This window comes from Pseudomonas sp. LARHCG127, from assembly GCF_052871455.1.
Genome location: NZ_JBIXJT010000028.1, coordinates 1 through 17,043, shown reverse-complemented (window position 1 = coordinate 17,043; position 17,043 = coordinate 1). Strand labels below are relative to the sequence as shown.

Annotated in this window: 17 protein-coding genes; 13 read left to right on the top strand and 4 right to left on the bottom strand. The window is 60.8% G+C overall.

The window, feature by feature from the left end; genetic code table 11:
• Positions 1–5 precede the first annotated feature (5 nt).
• Genes ACIPQ1_RS27995 through ACIPQ1_RS27980 form a run of 4 tightly spaced genes read left to right on the top strand, consistent with a single transcriptional unit; the run spans position 6 to position 3,556 of the window.
• Entirely contained in the window at positions 6–884 is an 879-nt protein-coding gene (locus ACIPQ1_RS27995) for a heme/hemin ABC transporter substrate-binding protein (protein WP_250964580.1), read from the top strand.
• Positions 885–934: 50 nt separating this feature from the next.
• Positions 935–1,918, top strand: coding sequence for a FecCD family ABC transporter permease (locus ACIPQ1_RS27990; protein WP_411387555.1), 984 nt, complete (start codon positions 935–937; stop codon positions 1,916–1,918).
• The gene (locus ACIPQ1_RS27985; RefSeq protein WP_411385643.1) at positions 1,918–2,685 is read left to right on the top strand and encodes a heme ABC transporter ATP-binding protein; all 768 of its coding nucleotides are present in this window, start codon (positions 1,918–1,920) and stop codon (positions 2,683–2,685) included. The genes ACIPQ1_RS27990 and ACIPQ1_RS27985 overlap by 1 nt, the downstream gene beginning before the upstream one ends.
• 16 nt (positions 2,686–2,701) lie before the next feature.
• A complete protein-coding gene (locus tag ACIPQ1_RS27980) occupies positions 2,702–3,556 on the top strand; it encodes a ChaN family lipoprotein (protein WP_250964578.1) in 855 nt (284 codons plus the stop codon).
• A 222-nt stretch (positions 3,557–3,778) separates the two neighbouring features.
• On the opposite strand, the gene ACIPQ1_RS27975 is transcribed toward ACIPQ1_RS27980, so the two are convergent.
• From ACIPQ1_RS27975 to ACIPQ1_RS27965, 3 genes are all read right to left on the bottom strand, one after another.
• Positions 3,779–4,051, bottom strand: coding sequence for a TfoX/Sxy family protein (locus ACIPQ1_RS27975; RefSeq protein WP_003205623.1), 273 nt, complete (start codon positions 4,049–4,051; stop codon positions 3,779–3,781).
• A gap of 222 nt (positions 4,052–4,273) precedes the next feature.
• Positions 4,274–4,615: a pentapeptide repeat-containing protein gene (locus ACIPQ1_RS27970; RefSeq protein ID WP_250964577.1), complete on the bottom strand. Its 342-nt coding sequence runs from the start codon at positions 4,613–4,615 to the stop codon at positions 4,274–4,276.
• 91 nt (positions 4,616–4,706) lie between these two features.
• A complete protein-coding gene (locus ACIPQ1_RS27965) occupies positions 4,707–6,263 on the bottom strand; it encodes a bifunctional aminoglycoside phosphotransferase/ATP-binding protein (protein WP_411385642.1) in 1,557 nt (518 codons plus the stop codon).
• Between the two features lie 118 nt (positions 6,264–6,381).
• Here ACIPQ1_RS27965 and mrcB point away from each other — a divergent pair, with 118 nt between their 5' ends.
• From mrcB to ACIPQ1_RS27950, 3 genes are read left to right on the top strand one after another with little or no spacing between them, the layout of a single operon-like run.
• Complete coding sequence (gene mrcB / locus ACIPQ1_RS27960) at positions 6,382–8,700, top strand: penicillin-binding protein 1B (protein ID WP_186709141.1); 2,319 nt, start codon at positions 6,382–6,384, stop codon at positions 8,698–8,700.
• A 16-nt stretch (positions 8,701–8,716) separates the two neighbouring features.
• A complete protein-coding gene (locus ACIPQ1_RS27955; RefSeq protein ID WP_250964574.1) occupies positions 8,717–9,436 on the top strand; it encodes a hypothetical protein in 720 nt (239 codons plus the stop codon).
• The gene (locus tag ACIPQ1_RS27950; protein WP_250964573.1) at positions 9,436–9,765 is read left to right on the top strand and encodes a YqcC family protein; all 330 of its coding nucleotides are present in this window, start codon (positions 9,436–9,438) and stop codon (positions 9,763–9,765) included. Before ACIPQ1_RS27955 ends, ACIPQ1_RS27950 begins: the two co-directional genes overlap by 1 nt.
• Before the next feature lie 6 nt (positions 9,766–9,771).
• Here the strand turns inward: ACIPQ1_RS27950 and ACIPQ1_RS27945 are convergent, their stop codons facing one another.
• A complete protein-coding gene (locus ACIPQ1_RS27945; protein WP_250964572.1) occupies positions 9,772–10,194 on the bottom strand; it encodes a DUF4124 domain-containing protein in 423 nt (140 codons plus the stop codon).
• Positions 10,195–10,594: 400 nt separating this feature from the next.
• On the opposite strand from ACIPQ1_RS27945, the gene ACIPQ1_RS27940 reads away from it, so the two are divergent.
• From ACIPQ1_RS27940 to msrQ, 6 genes are all read left to right on the top strand, one after another.
• Positions 10,595–12,319, top strand: coding sequence for an acetolactate synthase 3 large subunit (locus tag ACIPQ1_RS27940; RefSeq protein WP_186709149.1), 1,725 nt, complete (start codon positions 10,595–10,597; stop codon positions 12,317–12,319).
• A 2-nt stretch (positions 12,320–12,321) separates the two neighbouring features.
• Positions 12,322–12,813: an acetolactate synthase small subunit gene (gene ilvN / locus ACIPQ1_RS27935; protein ID WP_003176102.1), complete on the top strand. Its 492-nt coding sequence runs from the start codon at positions 12,322–12,324 to the stop codon at positions 12,811–12,813.
• Positions 12,814–12,858: 45 nt separating this feature from the next.
• The gene (ilvC, locus tag ACIPQ1_RS27930) at positions 12,859–13,875 is read left to right on the top strand and encodes a ketol-acid reductoisomerase (RefSeq protein WP_003185459.1); all 1,017 of its coding nucleotides are present in this window, start codon (positions 12,859–12,861) and stop codon (positions 13,873–13,875) included.
• A gap of 146 nt (positions 13,876–14,021) precedes the next feature.
• A complete protein-coding gene (gene pssA, locus ACIPQ1_RS27925) occupies positions 14,022–14,867 on the top strand; it encodes a CDP-diacylglycerol--serine O-phosphatidyltransferase (protein WP_053125264.1) in 846 nt (281 codons plus the stop codon).
• A 75-nt stretch (positions 14,868–14,942) separates the two neighbouring features.
• Positions 14,943–15,956 (top strand): protein-methionine-sulfoxide reductase catalytic subunit MsrP, encoded by a 1,014-nt coding sequence (gene msrP / locus ACIPQ1_RS27920; protein ID WP_250964570.1) that lies wholly within the window; start codon positions 14,943–14,945, stop codon positions 15,954–15,956.
• Positions 15,956–16,576 carry a protein-methionine-sulfoxide reductase heme-binding subunit MsrQ gene (gene msrQ, locus ACIPQ1_RS27915; RefSeq protein ID WP_411385639.1) on the top strand — a complete coding sequence of 207 codons (621 nt, stop codon included), beginning with the start codon at positions 15,956–15,958 and terminating at the stop codon, positions 16,574–16,576. The genes msrP and msrQ overlap by 1 nt, the downstream gene beginning before the upstream one ends.
• Positions 16,577–17,043 lie beyond the last annotated feature (467 nt).

Sequence of the window (17,043 nt, the reverse complement as noted above, 5' to 3'; positions counted from 1 at the left end):
GCCCGATGCGCCTGAACATCCGCGTTGTTGCGCTCTGTGTCGCACTGTTGGTCAACCAAGGGATCAGCGCCGCTGAGTCGCCGCAGCGTTGGGTCAGCGCTGGCGGCGCCTTGTCGGAGTGGGTCAGTGCCCTGGGCGGCGAATCGAAACTGGTGGGCGTGGACACCACCAGCCAGCATCCTGAGTCGTTGCGGGCCCTGCCCAGCATTGGCTATCAGCGACAATTGTCCGCCGAGGGTGTATTGAGCCTGCGCCCGCAGATCCTGGTGGGCACCGAAGAAATGGGACCTCCACCGGTGCTGGCGCAAATCCGCAGCGCCGGCGTGCAGGTCGAACTGTTCTCGGCCACCCCTGACCTGCCGACGTTGCAAGGCAATTTGCGCCACTTGGGCCAGTTGCTGGGGGCCGAGGCCGCGGCTGCCCAGGTGTTTGATCGTTACCAGGAACAGCTCACCCAGCAACACGCCCGTATAGTCGAGGCCCAGCGCAAGCAAAAGGCACCCGGGGTATTGCTGTTGGTGGGCAGTTCCGGTGGCAAGCCACTGGTCGCTGGCAAGGGCACTTCCGCCGACTGGCTGTTGCAGCAGGCCGGCGGTCACAACCTCGCGACCCACAATGGCTACAAGTCTTTTTCCGTGGAAAGCCTGGCTGGCCTGAATCCTGAAGTGCTGGTCTTCGCCGACCGTGCCCTGAGCGGTGAAGAGGCGCGAGCGGCGTTGTTCAGGGAAAACCCGATTCTGTCCTCGACCCGGGCCGCGAGGGACGGGCGCGTCATGGAGCTCGACCCGACGCTGTTGGTGGGCGGGTTGGGTCCGCGTCTGCCACAAAGCCTGGTGAAACTGACGGCCGGCTTCTATCCGGCTGAGTCGGCCACGGCGCCATGACCGCGTTGGTCAAGCCACGCACTTTATTCACCGGCCTGGGCCTGCTGTGTCTGCTGGCGACCTGGTTGTCCCTGGCCCTGGGGCCCGTGAGCCTGCCGCTGCTGGACACTTTGCGCGCCGCCTTGCGCTTGTCGGGTTTGCCAGTGGCCGCCGATGGCCTCGAGCAGGCCGAACTGATCCTTGGCCAGATCCGTTTGCCACGGACGCTGCTCGGCTTGGCGGTGGGCGGGGTGTTGGCGTTGTCCGGCGTGGCGATGCAGGGTCTGTTCCGTAATCCACTGGCGGACCCGGGGCTGGTGGGGGTGTCCAGCGGCGCGGCGCTCGGGGCCGCATTCGCGATTGTCGCTGGCTCGACGCTGGGCGGGTTGCCCGAAGCCTTTGGTCCCTACGTGTTGTCGTTGTGTGCGTTCCTCGGCGGGCTCGGCGTGACGGCGCTGGTCTATCGTCTCGGTCGACGCAATGGCCAGACCCATGTCGCGACCATGCTCTTGGCCGGCATTGCCTTGACCGCGTTGTCCGGTTCCGCCGTCGGCCTGTTCACTTACCTGGCGGATGACGCGACCCTGCGCACCTTGACGTTCTGGAACCTGGGCAGTCTCAACGGCGCCAGCTACACGAGGTTGTGGCCGCTGTTGCTGGTCAGCGCCGGCGTCGCGCTCTGGTTGCCACGCCGGGCCCGGCAACTCAATGCGCTGTTGCTGGGCGAGTCCGAGGCCGCCCACCTGGGTGTCAACGTCGAAGCCCTCAAGCGTGAGCTGGTGTTTTGTACGGCGCTGGGGGTTGGCGCGGCGGTGGCGGCGGCGGGCATGATCGGCTTTGTCGGGCTGGTGGTGCCGCATCTGGTGCGCCTGGTGGCCGGCCCTGATCACCGGGTCTTGTTGCCCGCTTCGGTGCTGGCGGGCGCGAGCCTGTTGTTGCTGGCCGACCTGGTGGCACGCCTGGCGCTGGCCCCGGCGGAATTGCCGATCGGCATCGTCACGGCGTTCATCGGCGCGCCGTTCTTTCTCTATCTATTGGTGCGAGGGCGCGCCTGATGCTGCAAGCGCAGAACCTGCACATTCAACGTGGCCGGAAAACCGTGCTGGCGGGCGTCGACCTGCTGCTCAACCCCGGCGAAGTGCTGGGGGTGCTCGGGCCTAACGGTGCGGGTAAAAGCACCTTGCTGGCGGGCCTGTGTGGCGAATTGCGCCCAAGCCAGGGGCAGGTATGGCTCGATGACCGGCCGCTGGCTCACTGGCAGGGTGCCGAGCGCGCCCGCCGCGTGGCGGTCTTGCCGCAATCGTCGACCCTGGATTTTGCTTTCCGTGTCGAGGAGGTCGTCGGCATGGGGCGCCTGCCGCACCAGAGCGGTCGGCTGCGGGACGAGCAAATTGTCGCCGCGGCGCTGCAAGCGGCAGACGCCGCGCATCTCCACGGCCGCAGTTACCTGGCGTTGTCCGGTGGGGAGCGCCAGCGGGTGCATCTGGCGCGGGTGCTGGCCCAGTTGTGGCCCGGTGAAGCGGGGCAAACCCTGTTGCTGGACGAGCCGACTTCGATGCTCGATCCGTTGCACCAGCACACCATCCTCCAGGCGGTGCGGGAGTTCGCCAGTCGCGGCGCTGCTGTGTTGGTAATCCTGCATGACCTGAACCTGGCGGCGCGTTACTGTGATCGCCTGTTGCTGCTCGCGTCCGGTCGACCGGTGGCCCTGGACACGCCCCGGCAGGTGCTGCGCCCGGAACCGCTCAAGGCGGTGTTCGGCCTGGACGTGCTGGTGCAAGACCATCCGGAGCGCGGGCATCCGTTGATCATTGCCCGCTGAGGGCGCCCTGGAGGATATGGACGTGCGCTTGTTCCTGATCCTGGCATTAAGTGTACTGACGGCCTGCCAGAGCATTGCACCGCCCCCGCTTGGCGGACGGATTCGTGACTTGCACAACGGTCAGGCCGTGACGCCCCAAGTGTTGGTCGAACGCCTGGCAAGGGCGCCACGGGTAGTGGTGGGTGAGCGACACGACAATCCTGATCACCACGTGCTGCAGCGATGGCTACTCCAATCCTTGGCCGGACAGCGGGCCCAAGGCAGCCTGTTGCTGGAAATGCTCACCCCCGCGCAACAGCCACGGGTTGATTCCGTTCGCCAGTTGCCCGCCTTGCCCAAGGATTTGCCCGGCGCGCTGGCCTGGTCCCCCGGCTGGGATTGGAATCTCTATGGGCCCATCGTCGAGTTTGCCCTGGCGCAACGTTATCCATTGTTGGCCGCCAATCTGGACGCCACTGAGATCCAGCGCTTCTATCGGCAAGCGCCCGGCTTGGCGGGCGCTCGCTCCAATGCCGTCACGGTGAAGGACGCGTTGTTGGAACAGATTCGTGAATCCCACTGCGGTTTGCTGCCAGAGTCGCAAATGCCGCCAATGCTGGCCGTACAGCAACAGCGTGACCGGCGCATGGCCGAACGTTTGCTGCAAGCGCCGACACCGGCATTGTTGTTCGCTGGCGCCTGGCATGGGCGAAAAGATGTCGGTATGCCGCTGCATACGCTGGATCTTGGCGCCAGCGAGGCACCGGTCGTCCTGATGCTGGCTGAGGAGGGCAGTGACGTAACGTCGGCCATGGCCGATTACGTGTGGTACACCCCGGCCATGCCGCCACAGGATTATTGTGTGCAGATGCGTGAACACATCCGTCAATGAAATTGCAGGCAAAAAAAGACCCGGCAAGAGCCGGGTCAAATAACCGTGATTAGCCTGATGAGGAGATATCTGAGAGTCCGAACCAAGGGCTGTTCAAATATCGACCAGTCTCGCGACCGGATGTGCTAATCATAGCGATTCTCATTACCATGTCAAACATTGTTTTACGATTCGTCGAAATAACCTCGTGGCCAGGGTTCGCACAGGGAACGAAAAGGGGTGTCAGGCTTTGTGACGCGTCGAAATAGCGTCCAGCTGTTTATTCAAGGCTTCCTTGCGTTCAGCGGGGATGTCATTCCAATGCACATCCATCAACGCACCCTCGATGGCGTAGAGCAACACCTTGGACGCCCGGAAACCGCGAGTGCGCACGGCGCGATAGGCATCCACGGCCCCGAGCCGGCGTAGATCAGAAGCGCTGTGGATACCCACGGCGTGCAGCCACTGGGCCGATGTCTTGCCCAGATTCTTCAGGTGTTGCAGTTCATCATTCATCGAGCCTCCTTGCGACGGCCGACTGGTGCGGTGGGCAAGCTTCTGAGCAGTGTAGCGGTCAGTAGGAAAAACGTGATTCTTTGGTGGGATTCGACGCAAAAGCTTCTAATGCATTACGCACGATGAGGTGGGAATAGACTGCATTCTCCAGCGCAAGCGAGGGCGCTGGAGATGTGTTCGGTCGTGGCAGGGCCGCGGGTTGACCGGCCTCGTTAGAGATTATCAGCGGGTGCGGTAGCGCAATCGGGTGCCGAAATTCATCGACATCAGGATTTCGTCCGCAGACAGCTCGGGCGGGAAGTAGGCCCCGGATATCTGCGCATGGGCCAGGCTCGCGCCTTCCAATGATGATTTGCGGAAATCGATGCCGCGTAAATCGGTGGCACGGAAATACGCATCGGTGAAATCGACGTCGTCCGCATTCAGTTCCCGCAGATCGAGGCCGCGAAAATCGCCGCCGCGCATGTCGACCGTGCCTTGAGGGCGCTCCTTGTTGAAGCCTGAAATGTCATCTTTGCGCAGCAGAGCATAAAGCGGGCTGTTGAGAATCTTGGGATGGCTCATTTCATATCACCTGTTGGTTTTATGACGCCAGTATAGTGCCACTATTTATTGGCCGTGAAGCCGGGCATCGCCTCACGGCCAAAATAGTGATTTACAGGCCTGGCAAACGCTGGCGGATTTGCGCGACGACAATGTCGAGCGTACCGCTTTCATTGGTTTGGACCCGTTTGCTGCAGAGAATTTCCGCCGGGGTCAGGGCTTCGCGGCTGGACTGTTGTGCGGCAATGACCGCCAGGTTCGCATCGGAGGGGTCTTGCTGGTCGGCCTGGCGCTGCGCCAGTCGGCTTTCGATGACCGCTTGCGGCGCGTCGCAGTCGAGAATCAGGAACGGAGCGCCGGTGGCCTCGGCGACTTTTGCCGCGGCATCGCGCTGATCGTGCTTGAGATAGGTGGCATCGATCACCACCGGGAAACCGGCGCGCAGGATCGTCGCGGCGACTTCATGCAGGTGGGCGTAGGTGGCGCTGCTGGCGTCGCTGCCATAAATGCCGGCCTGCGGATCGTTGGGGACCTGTTGTTGGCCGAACAGGCGCTTGCGCTCCACGTCCGAACGCAGGCGAATGGCCCCCAGTGCTTCGACCAGGCGCATCGCGACATGGCTTTTGCCAACGGCCGAAACACCGTGGGTGATGGCCAGGAAGGGCGAAGGAATGGTGCTGTAGCTTTCGGCCAGGTTGGCGTAGTTGCGGTATTGGCGCAGGGTGGTTGCGCGCTGCACCGGATCGGCTTCGGCCGGCATGCTGAACAGTGCGACTTTGGCCCGGACGAGGGCGCGGTAGGCTTTATAGAAGTTCAGCAGCTCCAAGCCCTGGTAGTCGCCGGTCAGTTCCAGGTATTGGCTGACGAAACGCCGCGCCAACGATTTGAGGCCGCGATCTTCCAGGTCCATCGCCAGGAAGCCGGTGTCGGCGTAGACGTCGGTGAAGCGGAACGGTTCGTTGAATTCGATGCAGTCGAAAATCACCACCTTGCCGTCGATCACGGTGGCGTTGCCCAGGTGGATATCACCGTGGCATTCGCGGATGAAACCGTCGGCCTTGCGCTGGGTGAGCAGCGGCTTGAGGCGTTCGAAACTGCTTTCGGCCCAGGCTTGCAGTGCTTCAAGTTGCAGCAGGTCGGCCTTGTCGTTGAGGAACGGACGGATCTGTTCGAAGTTCTGCAGCACCGGCGCCATCACGCTTTGCGGCGTGCCGGCGACGTTTTCGGCGGGCACCTTGGGCGTGGAGAGGTGGAACTGGGCGATCTGGGCGGCCATCTCGTCGATGTGCGCGGTGGTCAGTTCGCCGTTGGCTTGCAGTGTGCTGAGCAATTGGCTCTGGGGGAATTGACGCATTTTCAGGGCGTATTCGATGGCCGGGCCGTCGCCGCCGAGCTGTGGCGCTTCGGCGCTGCCGGAAATCGGCAGGACTTCCAGGTACAGGTCCCGGGTCAGGCGCTGGTTCAGGCGCAACTCTTCGCTGCAGAAATGCTGGCGCGCTTGGAGGTTGGTGAAATCGAGGAAGCCGAAGTTGACCGGCTTTTTGAATTTGTAGGCGTAAGGCCCGGTGAGCAATACCCAGGAAATGTGGGTTTCGATGACCTGGAACGCTTCGACGGGATGCGGGTAGAGGGCCGGGTTTTGCAAGGCGGCGATCAGGGATTGGCTCACGGGCGGTCCTTCATAGGCTGGAAAATTCAAGGCCGTCATTATGGCCGCTAGCCGCGCTAACGCAAACCGCGTGGGGGGCTCATGTTGAACCGCAGCAAAGTGCGTATAATCCGCCGCCATGACTCGTACCCGATCCCCCCGTACCCCCAAGAAACCACCCGCCAGCCGCCTGCGGCCCTGGCTGGGCTGGGCCCTTAAACTCAGCCTGGTGGGCCTCGTCGTGCTCGCCGGTTTTGCGGTCTATCTCGATGCCGTGGTCCAGGAGAAGTTCTCCGGCAAGCGCTGGACCATTCCGGCCAAGGTCTATGCCCGGCCGTTGGAGCTGTTCGTCGGACAAAAGTTGAGCAAGGCCGACTTCCTGACCGAACTCGATGCCTTGGGTTATCGCCGTGAAAGCGTGGCCAATGGTCCGGGTGCGGCCTCGGTCAATGGCAATACCATCGACCTCAACACCCGTGGTTTCCAGTTCTATGAAGGCATGGAACAGGCGCAACCGGTTCGGGTGCGTTTTTCCGGCGACTACGTGGCTGCGCTGACCGGCGCCAACAACGCGAGCCTGTCGGTGGTGCGCCTTGAGCCGCTGCTCATTGGTGGCCTGTACCCCAAGAATCTCGAAGACCGGATCCTGATCAAGATCGACCAGGTCCCACCGTTCCTGCTCGATACGCTGATCGCCGTCGAAGACCGCGACTTCTACCATCACTTCGGCGTCTCGCCCAAATCGATTGCCCGGGCTATCTGGGTCAACACTTCCTCGGGCCATATGCGCCAGGGCGGCAGTACCCTGACCCAACAGTTGGTCAAGAACTTCTACCTGACCAACGAGCGCAGCCTGACCCGCAAGCTCACCGAAGCCATGATGGCGTTGTTGCTGGAGTTGCACTACGACAAGCAGGAGATCCTGGAGGCCTACCTCAACGAGGTCTTCGTCGGCCAGGACGGTCAACGGGCGGTGCACGGTTTCGGCCTTGCCAGCCAGTTCTTCTTCAGCCAGCCGCTGTCCGAACTCAAGTTGCATCAAGTGGCGCTGCTGGTGGGCATGGTCAAGGGGCCGTCTTCCTACAACCCGCGTCGGAATCCGGAGCGTGCCCTCGAGCGGCGCAACCTGGTGCTCGACTTGCTGCAACAACAAGGTGTGGCGACAGCCGAGCAAGTCGAAGCGGCGAAAAAGATGCCGTTGGGCGTGACCAAGCGTGGCAGCCTGGCGGACAGTTCGTTCCCAGGGTTCATGGACCTGGTCAAGCGGCAACTGCGGGAAGACTACCGCGACGAAGACTTGACCGAAGAAGGCCTGCGCATCTTCACCAGTTTCGACCCGATCCTGCAGATGAAGGCCGAAGCCTCGGTCGAGGACACCTTCAAGCGATTGGCGGGGCGCAAGGGCTCCGACGAAGTCGAAGCGGCCATGGTCGTGACCAACCCGGAAACCGGTGAGGTCCAAGCGATGATCGGCAGTCGCCAGGCCAGCTTTGCGGGATTCAACCGGGCATTGGACGCGGTGCGCCCGATCGGCTCGTTGATCAAGCCAGCGGTTTACCTCACCGCCTTGGAAAAGCCCAGCCAGTACACGCTGACGAGCTGGCTGTCCGACGAGTCATTCTCGATCAAGGGCGCGGACGGCCAGGTCTGGACGCCGCAAAACTATGATCGTCGCCCCCACGGCACGGTGTTCCTTTACCAAGGGCTGGCCCATTCCTACAACCTGTCGACGGCTCGCCTTGGGCTGGAAGTCGGCGTGCCGAACGTACTCAAGACCCTGGCGCGCCTGGGGGTAAGCCGCGAATTCCCGGCCTTCCCGTCGATGCTGCTGGGGGCTGGTGGGCTGACGCCAATAGAAGTGGCGGCGATGTACCAGACGTTGGCCAACGGCGGTTTCAATACACCGATGCGCGGGATTCGCAGCGTGCTGACCGCCGATGGCGAGCCGCTCAAGCGTTATCCGTTCCAGATCCAGCAACGTTTCGATCCGGCATCCATTTACCTGATCCAGAGCGCGATGCAGCGGGTCATGCGTGAAGGCACCGGCAGTTCGGTCTATAACGTGCTGCCCCGGACCCTGACCCTGGCGGGTAAGACCGGCACCAGTAACGACTCGCGTGACAGCTGGTTCGCCGGTTTCAGCCAGGACCTGCTGGCGGTGGTCTGGCTCGGGCGTGATGACAACGGCAAGACCCCGTTCACCGGCGCCACCGGCGCGCTGCAGGTCTGGACCAGTTTCATGCGCAAGGCCGACCCGTTGCCGCTAGACATGCCGCAACCGGACAATATCGTCCAGGCCTGGGTTGATTCGCGTACTGGCCAAGGTTCCGACGCCAATTGCCCGGGCGCAGTACAGATGCCGTATATTCGCGGCAGCGAACCGCCACCCGGTGCAGCCTGTGGCGGCACGAATCCCGCCGAATCGGTGATGGATTGGGTCAAGGACTGGATGAATTAAGCAAAGAGGGTTTCAAGTGAACAAGTGGTTGATTCCAGCGGTAACGGCCGTGGCTTTGCTCAGTGGTTGCTCTACCGTACAACGCGGTTCGATTCCGGTCGTTGACTCCGGCACCGCGGTGTCCAACAGCGAGCGGATCTCGGCCAATGGTGGTTTCCGTCAGACGACGGTGAAACGACCCGTGCAGGGCCAGGCCCAGGCGATTCCGCAAGGCGACACCGGTGTGGTGGTGATGGTGCCCGGTGGCGGCGCGACGACCTCGGCGCCGATCAGCAGCACGCCGATCACGCCGGGCCCGATCACGCCAGGCCCTATCGAAACCTCGCCGATCAATCAGGGCAGCTACAGCATGCCCTCGACGCCGAGCAGCATCCCGTCGGCCAGTGCCGGTGGCTTGTCCGCCGATGAGCAGCTGGACGGCCCGGTGCTGGCCCTGCTGACCACGGCACAACAGCAACAGGCTGGCGGCGACCTCAACGGCGCCTCCTCCAGCCTGGAGCGTGCCCAGCGTGTGGCGCCACGTGAGCCCCAAGTGCTTTATCGCCTGGCCCAGGTGCGTATGGCCCAGGGCGATGCGCCGCAAGCCGAGCAATTGGCCCGCCGTGGCCTGACCTTCGCCAGCGGTCGCCCGGCACTTCAGGCGAGCCTGTGGGAATTGATCGCCCAGGCTCGTGAGAAACAAGGCGATTCGGCTGGCGCGGCGTTGGCCCGTCAGAAGGCCAAGGTTTCGCTCTGATGGATACGCGTTTTCCCCAAATCGCCGATCAGTTGCTGCTGATCGAGCGGGAGCTGCGGGTCCAGGGCTGGTGGAGCGATGTCTCACCTTCGGCGCAAGCGCTGGCCAGTGTCGAGCCGTTCGCGGTCGATACCCTGGAATTCGAGCAGTGGCTGCAATGGATTTTCCTGCCCAGGATGAAAGCCATCCTGGAAAACGACCTGCCGCTGCCCAACGCCTCGGGCATCCTTGCCATGGCCGAGATGGTCTATGCCCAGCGGCCAGGGCAGGGTGCCCAGTTGCAGCGGCTGCTGGCGCAGTTCGATCAGTTGATCAGCGACGTCGGTTGATCGCCATTATTGGCAGTGTTCCTCGATCTGCTGGCGGGTCTCATCGATCCGCTGGCGTCGCTCTTCATCCGTGAGGCGGCGCATTTCCCCCTCCACGTCTTCCCGCACCCTGGGGTTGTTCTGCAATTGCGCCAGGTTGGTCCGGGCCTGGTCGCAGAAGGCCTTGAGCTGGGCTTCCTGCTCGGCAACTTCTTTTTTGACCTGTTGGTCGATGGCCTTTTGATCGCCAACGACCCCGCCTGAAGCGGGGGGCGGTGGTTTGGGCGCTGGCGTTGCGGACTTGCCCACGGTCGTCGCTTCCACGCCTTGGGGCGGCTGGGCGCCAAAGTGGGTCACGCCTTGGGCGTCCACCCATTTATAGATCTGGCCGGCCATGCTTATCGGGCTCAGGCCCACCAGCAGGCTGGCCGTCAATAACATCATTCGCATGCTGTTTCCTTGTCTTGGATTGCGCAATTGAAGCTAACACAGTTGCCGTTTAAGGGTTTTTTCTTGCGTTCTCATGCGCTTACTTCGAATAAAGCACATAGACGACTTGACTTGAAGGAGGCGAAACAGAAGAATCCAAAGTCCGCTGTAGAGGGACTGCCAGAAGCAGACCCACTCGGCAGATCATGAGGCGCATATCCGCGCCGACCTGTTACACCCGCAACGCGTTACCTCGCGCTGGGTGGGAAAGGCCCGCAACACTTGGGACGATCCCAATACTTGCTCAGTCAGTGCTGACGTAGTCGGCGACCACCGTCGCTCATGCTCTGCCGAGAAGTAAACCTATTAAGACCCGTCCCCTTTTGTGGGTCGGTATTCTGGCGTTTTAGAGGTGAACAACGTGGAGCTTTTATCTGGCGGTGAGATGCTCGTCCGCTTTTTGCGTGACGAAGGCGTCAAATATATCTACGGGTACCCCGGTGGTGCTCTTCTTCATGTCTACGATGCCCTGTTCAAAGAACCGGAAGTGACCCACATCCTGGTTCGTCACGAGCAGGCGGCCACCCATATGGCTGATGGTTATGCCCGTGCTACCGGCAAGGCCGGCGTGGTCCTGGTGACTTCCGGTCCTGGCGCCACGAACGCCATCACCGGTATCGCCACCGCGTACATGGACTCCATCCCGATGGTGATCATCTCCGGCCAGGTGCCCAGCACCATGGTGGGCACCGATGCATTCCAGGAAACCGACATGATCGGTATCTCCCGGCCGATCGTGAAGCACAGCTTCATGATCAAGCACGCGTCGGAAATCCCGGAAGTCATGAAGAAGGCCTTCTACCTGGCCGAATCCGGTCGTCCTGGTCCGGTCGTGGTCGACGTTCCCAAAGACATGACCAACCCGGCCGAGAAGTTCGAATACATCTTCCCGAAAAAAGCCAAGCTGCGTTCCTACAGCCCGGCGGTCCGTGGTCATTCCGGGCAAATCCGCAAGGCCGCCGAAATGCTGCTGGCGGCCAAGCGCCCGGTGTTGTACTCCGGTGGTGGCGTGATCCTCGGCGGTGGCTCCGCGCCGCTGACCGAGCTGGCGAAAATGCTCAACCTGCCGGTCACCAATACGCTGATGGGCCTGGGTGCGTTCCCGGGTTCGGACCGTCAGTTCATTGGTATGCTCGGCATGCACGGCAGCTACACCGCCAACCTGGCGATGCACCACGCCGATGTCATCCTCGCGGTCGGCGCGCGTTTCGACGACCGTGTGATCAACGGCGCGGCGAAATTCTGCCCGAACGCCAAGATCATCCACATCGACATCGACCCGGCGTCCATCTCCAAGACCATCAAGGCAGACGTGCCGATTGTCGGTCCTGTAGAGAGCGTGCTGACCGAAATGGTCGCCATTCTCAAGGAAATCGGCGAGGTTCCGAACAAGGAGTCCGTGGCCAGCTGGTGGAAGCAAGTCGATGAATGGCGTGGCGATCGCGGCCTGTTCCCTTATGACAAGGGCGACGGCAGCGTGATCAAGCCGCAGACCGTGATCGAAACCCTGTGCGAAGTGACCAAGGGCGATGCCTTTGTGACCTCCGACGTGGGCCAGCACCAGATGTTCGCCGCGCAATACTACAAGTTCGACAAACCCAACCGCTGGATCAACTCCGGCGGCCTGGGCACCATGGGCTTCGGTTTTCCGGCGGCCATGGGCATCAAGTTGAGCTTTCCGCAAGCCGATGTCGCCTGCGTCACGGGCGAGGGCAGCATCCAGATGAACATCCAGGAACTGTCCACCTGCCTGCAATACGGTTTGCCGGTGAAGATCGTGATCCTGAACAACGGTGTGTTGGGGATGGTTCGCCAGTGGCAGGACATGAGCTATGGCAGCCGTCACTCGCACTCCTACATGGAATCGCTGCCTGATTTCGTCAAGCTGGCGGAGGCTTACGGTCACGTTGGCGTGCGCATCACCGAATCGAAGGATTTGAAGTCGAAGATGGAGGAAGCGTTCGCCATGAAGGATCGCCTGGTGGTGATCGATATTGCGGTCGATACCAGCGAGCACGTCTACCCGATGCAGATCAAAGACGGCTCCATGCGCGATATGTGGCTGAGCAAGACGGAGCGTACCTAATCATGCGACACATTATTTCCTTGCTTCTGGAAAACGAACCGGGTGCGCTGTCTCGTGTGGTGGGCCTGTTCTCGCAGCGCAACTACAACATCGAAAGCCTGACCGTGGCGCCGACCGAAGACCCGACCCTGTCGCGTCTGACGCTGACCACCGTGGGGCACGATGAAGTCATCGAGCAGATCACCAAGAACCTGAACAAGCTGATCGAGGTGGTCAAGCTGGTGGACCTGTCGGAAAGCGCTCACATCGAGCGTGAACTGATGCTGGTCAAGGTCAAGGCCACCGGCGCCCAGCGCGCCGAGATCAAGCGTACTACCGATATTTATCGTGGGCAGATCGTCGATGTCAGCGCCAGCGTCTATACCGTTCAGTTGACCGGTACCAGCGACAAGCTCGACAGCTTCATCCAATCGATCGGCACTGCCTCGATTCTGGAAACCGTACGCAGTGGCGTCACCGGGATTGCCCGTGGCGACAAAGTACTGAGCATCTAAACCAAATTAGCGAATGGCCTGAATGGCCAGATATAGGGGAAATTCATGAAAGTTTTCTACGATAAAGATTGCGACCTGTCGATCATCCAGGGCAAGAAAGTCGCCATCATTGGTTACGGTTCCCAAGGCCACGCCCAGGCGTGCAACCTGAAAGATTCCGGCGTTGACGTAACTGTCGGCCTGCGTAAAGGCTCGGCCACCGTTGCCAAGGCCGAGGCCCACGGCCTGAAAGTGACCGACGTGGCTTCTGCCGTTGCCGCTGCCGACCTGGTCATGATCCTGACCCCGGACGAGTTCCAATCGGCGCTGTACAAGAACGAAATCGAACCGAACATCAAGAAAGGCGCCACCCTGGCCTTCTCCCACGGCTTCGCGATCCACTACAACCAAGTCGTGCCACGTGCCGATCTCGACGTGATCATGATCGCGCCGAAGGCCCCGGGTCACACCGTGCGTTCCGAGTTCGTGAAGGGCGGCGGTATCCCTGACCTGATCGCGATCTACCAGGATGCGTCCGGCAACGCCAAGAACGTGGCCCTGTCCTACGCCGCTGGCGTGGGTGGCGGTCGTACCGGCATCATCGAAACCACCTTCAAGGACGAGACCGAAACCGACCTGTTCGGCGAGCAAGCCGTTCTGTGTGGCGGTACCGTCGAGCTGGTCAAGGCCGGTTTCGAAACCCTGGTTGAAGCCGGCTACGCGCCAGAAATGGCCTACTTCGAATGCCTGCACGAGCTGAAGCTGATCGTTGACCTCATGTACGAAGGCGGTATCGCCAACATGAACTACTCGATCTCCAACAACGCCGAATACGGCGAGTACGTGACCGGTCCGGAAGTGATCAACGCCGAGTCCCGCCAGGCCATGCGCAACGCCCTGAAACGTATCCAGGACGGCGAATACGCCAAGATGTTCATCAGCGAAGGCGCCACCGGCTATCCTTCGATGACCGCCAAGCGTCGCAACAACGCCGCCCACGGTATCGAAATCATCGGCGAGCAACTGCGTTCGATGATGCCGTGGATCGGTGCCAACAAGATCGTCGACAAAGCCAAGAACTAAGTCGCGAGCTTGATCGAAAAAACGCGGCCTTGGCCGCGTTTTTTCGTTTGGGCGATGGCTTCTGGTATAAAGCTGCATCGTTTGCGGCCGAACCGTCGTCCCAGACATCTGTCGAATTTTTTCACACCGTTGCAAGGTAATTGTCCATGAGCGAACGTCCCGACGAGCCAAACCAGGCTCCTGACGCCGAAAGCCTGTTGCCCATCGATGAGCACATCGAAGAAGGCCATGACGCTGAAGGCCGAAAGGTCCGGCATCGTGGCATCTATCTACTGCCGAATCTGTTCACCACCGCGAACCTGTTCGCCGGTTTCTATTCCATCATCAGCTCCATGAGCGCCCAGGCCGCCTTGAGCGCTGGCGATAGCGCAGGGGCGAGCCGTTACTTCGCCTTCGCCGCCATTGCGATCTTCGTCGCCATGGTGCTCGATGGCCTGGACGGGCGCGTCGCCCGAATGACCAATACCCAAAGCGCGTTCGGCGCCGAATATGATTCGCTGTCCGACATGGTCGCGTTTGGCGTGGCTCCCGCCTTGCTGGCGTTCGGCTGGGCGCTGGGAGACATGGGCAAGGTCGGCTGGATGGTCGCCTTCATCTATGTGGCGGGTGCGGCGTTGCGCCTGGCGCGTTTCAATACCCAGGTCGGCAAGGCTGACAAGCGTTACTTCATCGGCCTGGCCAGTCCGGCTGCGGCGGGTGTCGTGGCGGGTGTGGTCTGGGCATTCAGCGACTATGGCATCCAGGGTTCAAAAATGTCGTTCCTGGTGGCGCTGCTGGTTGCCGCGGCGGGGATGCTGATGGTCAGCAACATCAAGTACAACAGCTTCAAGGAGCTGGATCTGAAGGGGCGTGTGCCGTTCGTTGCGATTCTAGCGGTGGTGCTGGTATTCGCCGTGGTGTTCAGTGATCCGCCGCGTATCCTGCTGCTGGTATTCCTCGCCTATGCGGCTTCCGGCCCGGTGCAGTACTTGTTGCGTCTTCGCCGACGCTAAACGTTGCCTTAATGTAATTTCCCCCATACTCCGCAGTCTATTGGTGCACCTGCCCTCCAATACTGCGGAGTTGTCATGCTGATCAAGATCCCCAAGTCGTCCGACAGCCGTGAATCGGACGTCACGCCCGAATCCTTCTATCTATCTCGTCGCCAGATGCTCGGTGCAACCATGGCGGGTCTCGCCGTGAGCGGCTTGCCGCAATGGGCCAGCGCTGCCGATGCGGCGCGTTATGCCGATGTCGAGCCGGGCAAGGCACCGTCCTGGTTTGCCGAGAAACTGCCTTCGGTCCAATGGGAGGCGGTCACGGTCAAGAATGAGGCGATCACGCCGTTCAAGGACGCGACCCATTACAACAATTTCTATGAGTTCGGCACCGACAAAGGGGACCCGGCAGCCAATGCAGGCTCCTTGAAGACCGAGCCCTGGAGCGTGGTGGTGGACGGGGAGGTGGGTAAGCCGGGGCGCTATGGGTTGGAAGACTTCATGAAGCCTTATCAACTGGAAGAGCGGATTTATCGGCTGCGCTGTGTCGAGGCCTGGTCCATGGTCATTCCGTGGATCGGCTTTCCCATCTCCGCATTGCTCAAGCAAGTCGAGCCGACCTCAAAGGCCAAGTACATCCGCTTCGAAACCCTGCAGGACCCCAAGGTCATGCCGGGGCAGCGTTCCGGTTTCGCCTTGATCGACTGGCCGTATGTGGAGGGGCTGCGTTTGGACGAGGCGATGAACCCGTTGGCGATCCTCGCGGTGGGGATGTACGGGCGGGAGTTGCCGAACCAGAACGGCGCGCCGCTGCGGTTGGTGGTTCCTTGGAAGTATGGGTTCAAAAGTGTGAAGTCCATCGTGCGCATCAGTCTGGTGAGCGAGCAGCCGAAGACCACGTGGCAAAGCATTGCGTCTGACGAATACGGTTTCTATGCCAACGTCAATCCAACAGTCGATCACCCGCGTTGGACCCAGGCGCGTGAACGCCGTCTGCCGAGCGGGCTGTTCAGCCCCAATGTGCGCGACACGCTGATGTTCAACGGCTATCAGGATGAAGTCGCTTCCTTATATGCAGGGATGGACCTGAGGAAGGACTACTGATGCGTTTTCCAGTCTGGCGAATCAGCGTCTTCATCGCGGCGGCGGTCTGGCCGTTGTTCTGGCTTTACGAGGCCTTGATGAATTCGTTGGGTCCTGACCCGGGCAAGGTGCTGGTGGATCGGCTCGGGTTGGGGACGCTGATCCTGTTGTTAATCACCTTGAGCATGACACCGCTGCAGAAATTGACGGGGTGGGCGGGGTGGATTGCAGTCAGGCGTCAGTTGGGATTGTGGTGCTTTGCTTATGTGGTGCTGCATTTAAGCGGGTATGCGGCGTTCATATTGGGGTTCGACTGGTCGCAGTTGGGCGTCGAGTTGAGTAAGCGGCCTTATATTATTGTGGGGGCGCTTGGGTTTCTCGGGCTATTGGCATTGGCGGTTACATCCAATCGCTACAGTCAGCGACGATTGGGGGGGCGCTGGAAGAAACTGCATCGTCTGGTGTACCTGATTCTGGGGCTGGGGTTGCTGCATATGCTGTGGATCGTGCGGGCGGACCTGAAAGAATGGGCGATCTACGCCTTTATAGGTGCCGCACTATTAGTGCTAAGAGTGCCGTCGGTTATGCGCCGGATCCCGCGTTTGCTGGGTAGGAAAGTATCTTCTGCAACAAAAGCGTAATTAGAGGTTGACGGCAGATTCTGGAAGTCTATAATTCGCCCCACTTCCGGCGCAGTCTAAACGGAAAACTCCTTGAGATTCAATGAGTTAAGTAGGTTTCGAAGGTGTTGGGCTTCAGTTCATCGAAGCCCGGAAGGAGCAGATAGAGCAGTGATGTTTGGCTCTATCGGCGGTTCGATCTTCTCGGTCGAAAGCGGTGAAAAAGAGGTGTTGACAGCAGCGAGTAACGCTGTAGAATTCGCCTCCCGCTAACGAGAGATCGAAAGCGCAAGTGGTTGAAGTTGTTGATGTTTCCGAAGCGAAACTTTGAAAACTTCTTAAAATAACCGCTTGACAGATGCACGGGGCGCTGTAGAATGCGCGCCTCGGTTGAGACGAAAGACTCAGCCAACCGCTCTTTAACAACTGAATCAAGCAATTCGTGTGGGTGCTTGTGGAGTCAGACTGCTAGTCAACAGATTATCAGC

Bases quoted from the DNA above. Each gene is read 5' to 3' on its own strand.
- ACIPQ1_RS27995 (WP_250964580.1), top strand. From the start codon at position 6: ATGCGCCTGAACATCCGCGTTGTTGCGCTCTGTGTCGCACTGTTGGTC.
- ACIPQ1_RS27985 (WP_411385643.1), top strand. From the start codon at position 1,918: ATGCTGCAAGCGCAGAACCTGCACATTCAACGTGGCCGGAAAACCGTG.
- ACIPQ1_RS27980 (WP_250964578.1), top strand. From the start codon at position 2,702: ATGGACGTGCGCTTGTTCCTGATCCTGGCATTAAGTGTACTGACGGCC.
- ACIPQ1_RS27975 (WP_003205623.1), bottom strand. From the start codon at position 4,051: ATGAATGATGAACTGCAACACCTGAAGAATCTGGGCAAGACATCGGCC.
- ACIPQ1_RS27970 (WP_250964577.1), bottom strand. From the start codon at position 4,615: ATGAGCCATCCCAAGATTCTCAACAGCCCGCTTTATGCTCTGCTGCGC.
- mrcB (WP_186709141.1), top strand. From the start codon at position 6,382: ATGACTCGTACCCGATCCCCCCGTACCCCCAAGAAACCACCCGCCAGC.
- ACIPQ1_RS27950 (WP_250964573.1), top strand. From the start codon at position 9,436: ATGGATACGCGTTTTCCCCAAATCGCCGATCAGTTGCTGCTGATCGAG.
- ACIPQ1_RS27945 (WP_250964572.1), bottom strand. From the start codon at position 10,194: ATGCGAATGATGTTATTGACGGCCAGCCTGCTGGTGGGCCTGAGCCCG.
- ilvN (WP_003176102.1), top strand. From the start codon at position 12,322: ATGCGACACATTATTTCCTTGCTTCTGGAAAACGAACCGGGTGCGCTG.
- ilvC (WP_003185459.1), top strand. From the start codon at position 12,859: ATGAAAGTTTTCTACGATAAAGATTGCGACCTGTCGATCATCCAGGGC.
- pssA (WP_053125264.1), top strand. From the start codon at position 14,022: ATGAGCGAACGTCCCGACGAGCCAAACCAGGCTCCTGACGCCGAAAGC.
- msrP (WP_250964570.1), top strand. From the start codon at position 14,943: ATGCTGATCAAGATCCCCAAGTCGTCCGACAGCCGTGAATCGGACGTC.
- msrQ (WP_411385639.1), top strand. From the start codon at position 15,956: ATGCGTTTTCCAGTCTGGCGAATCAGCGTCTTCATCGCGGCGGCGGTC.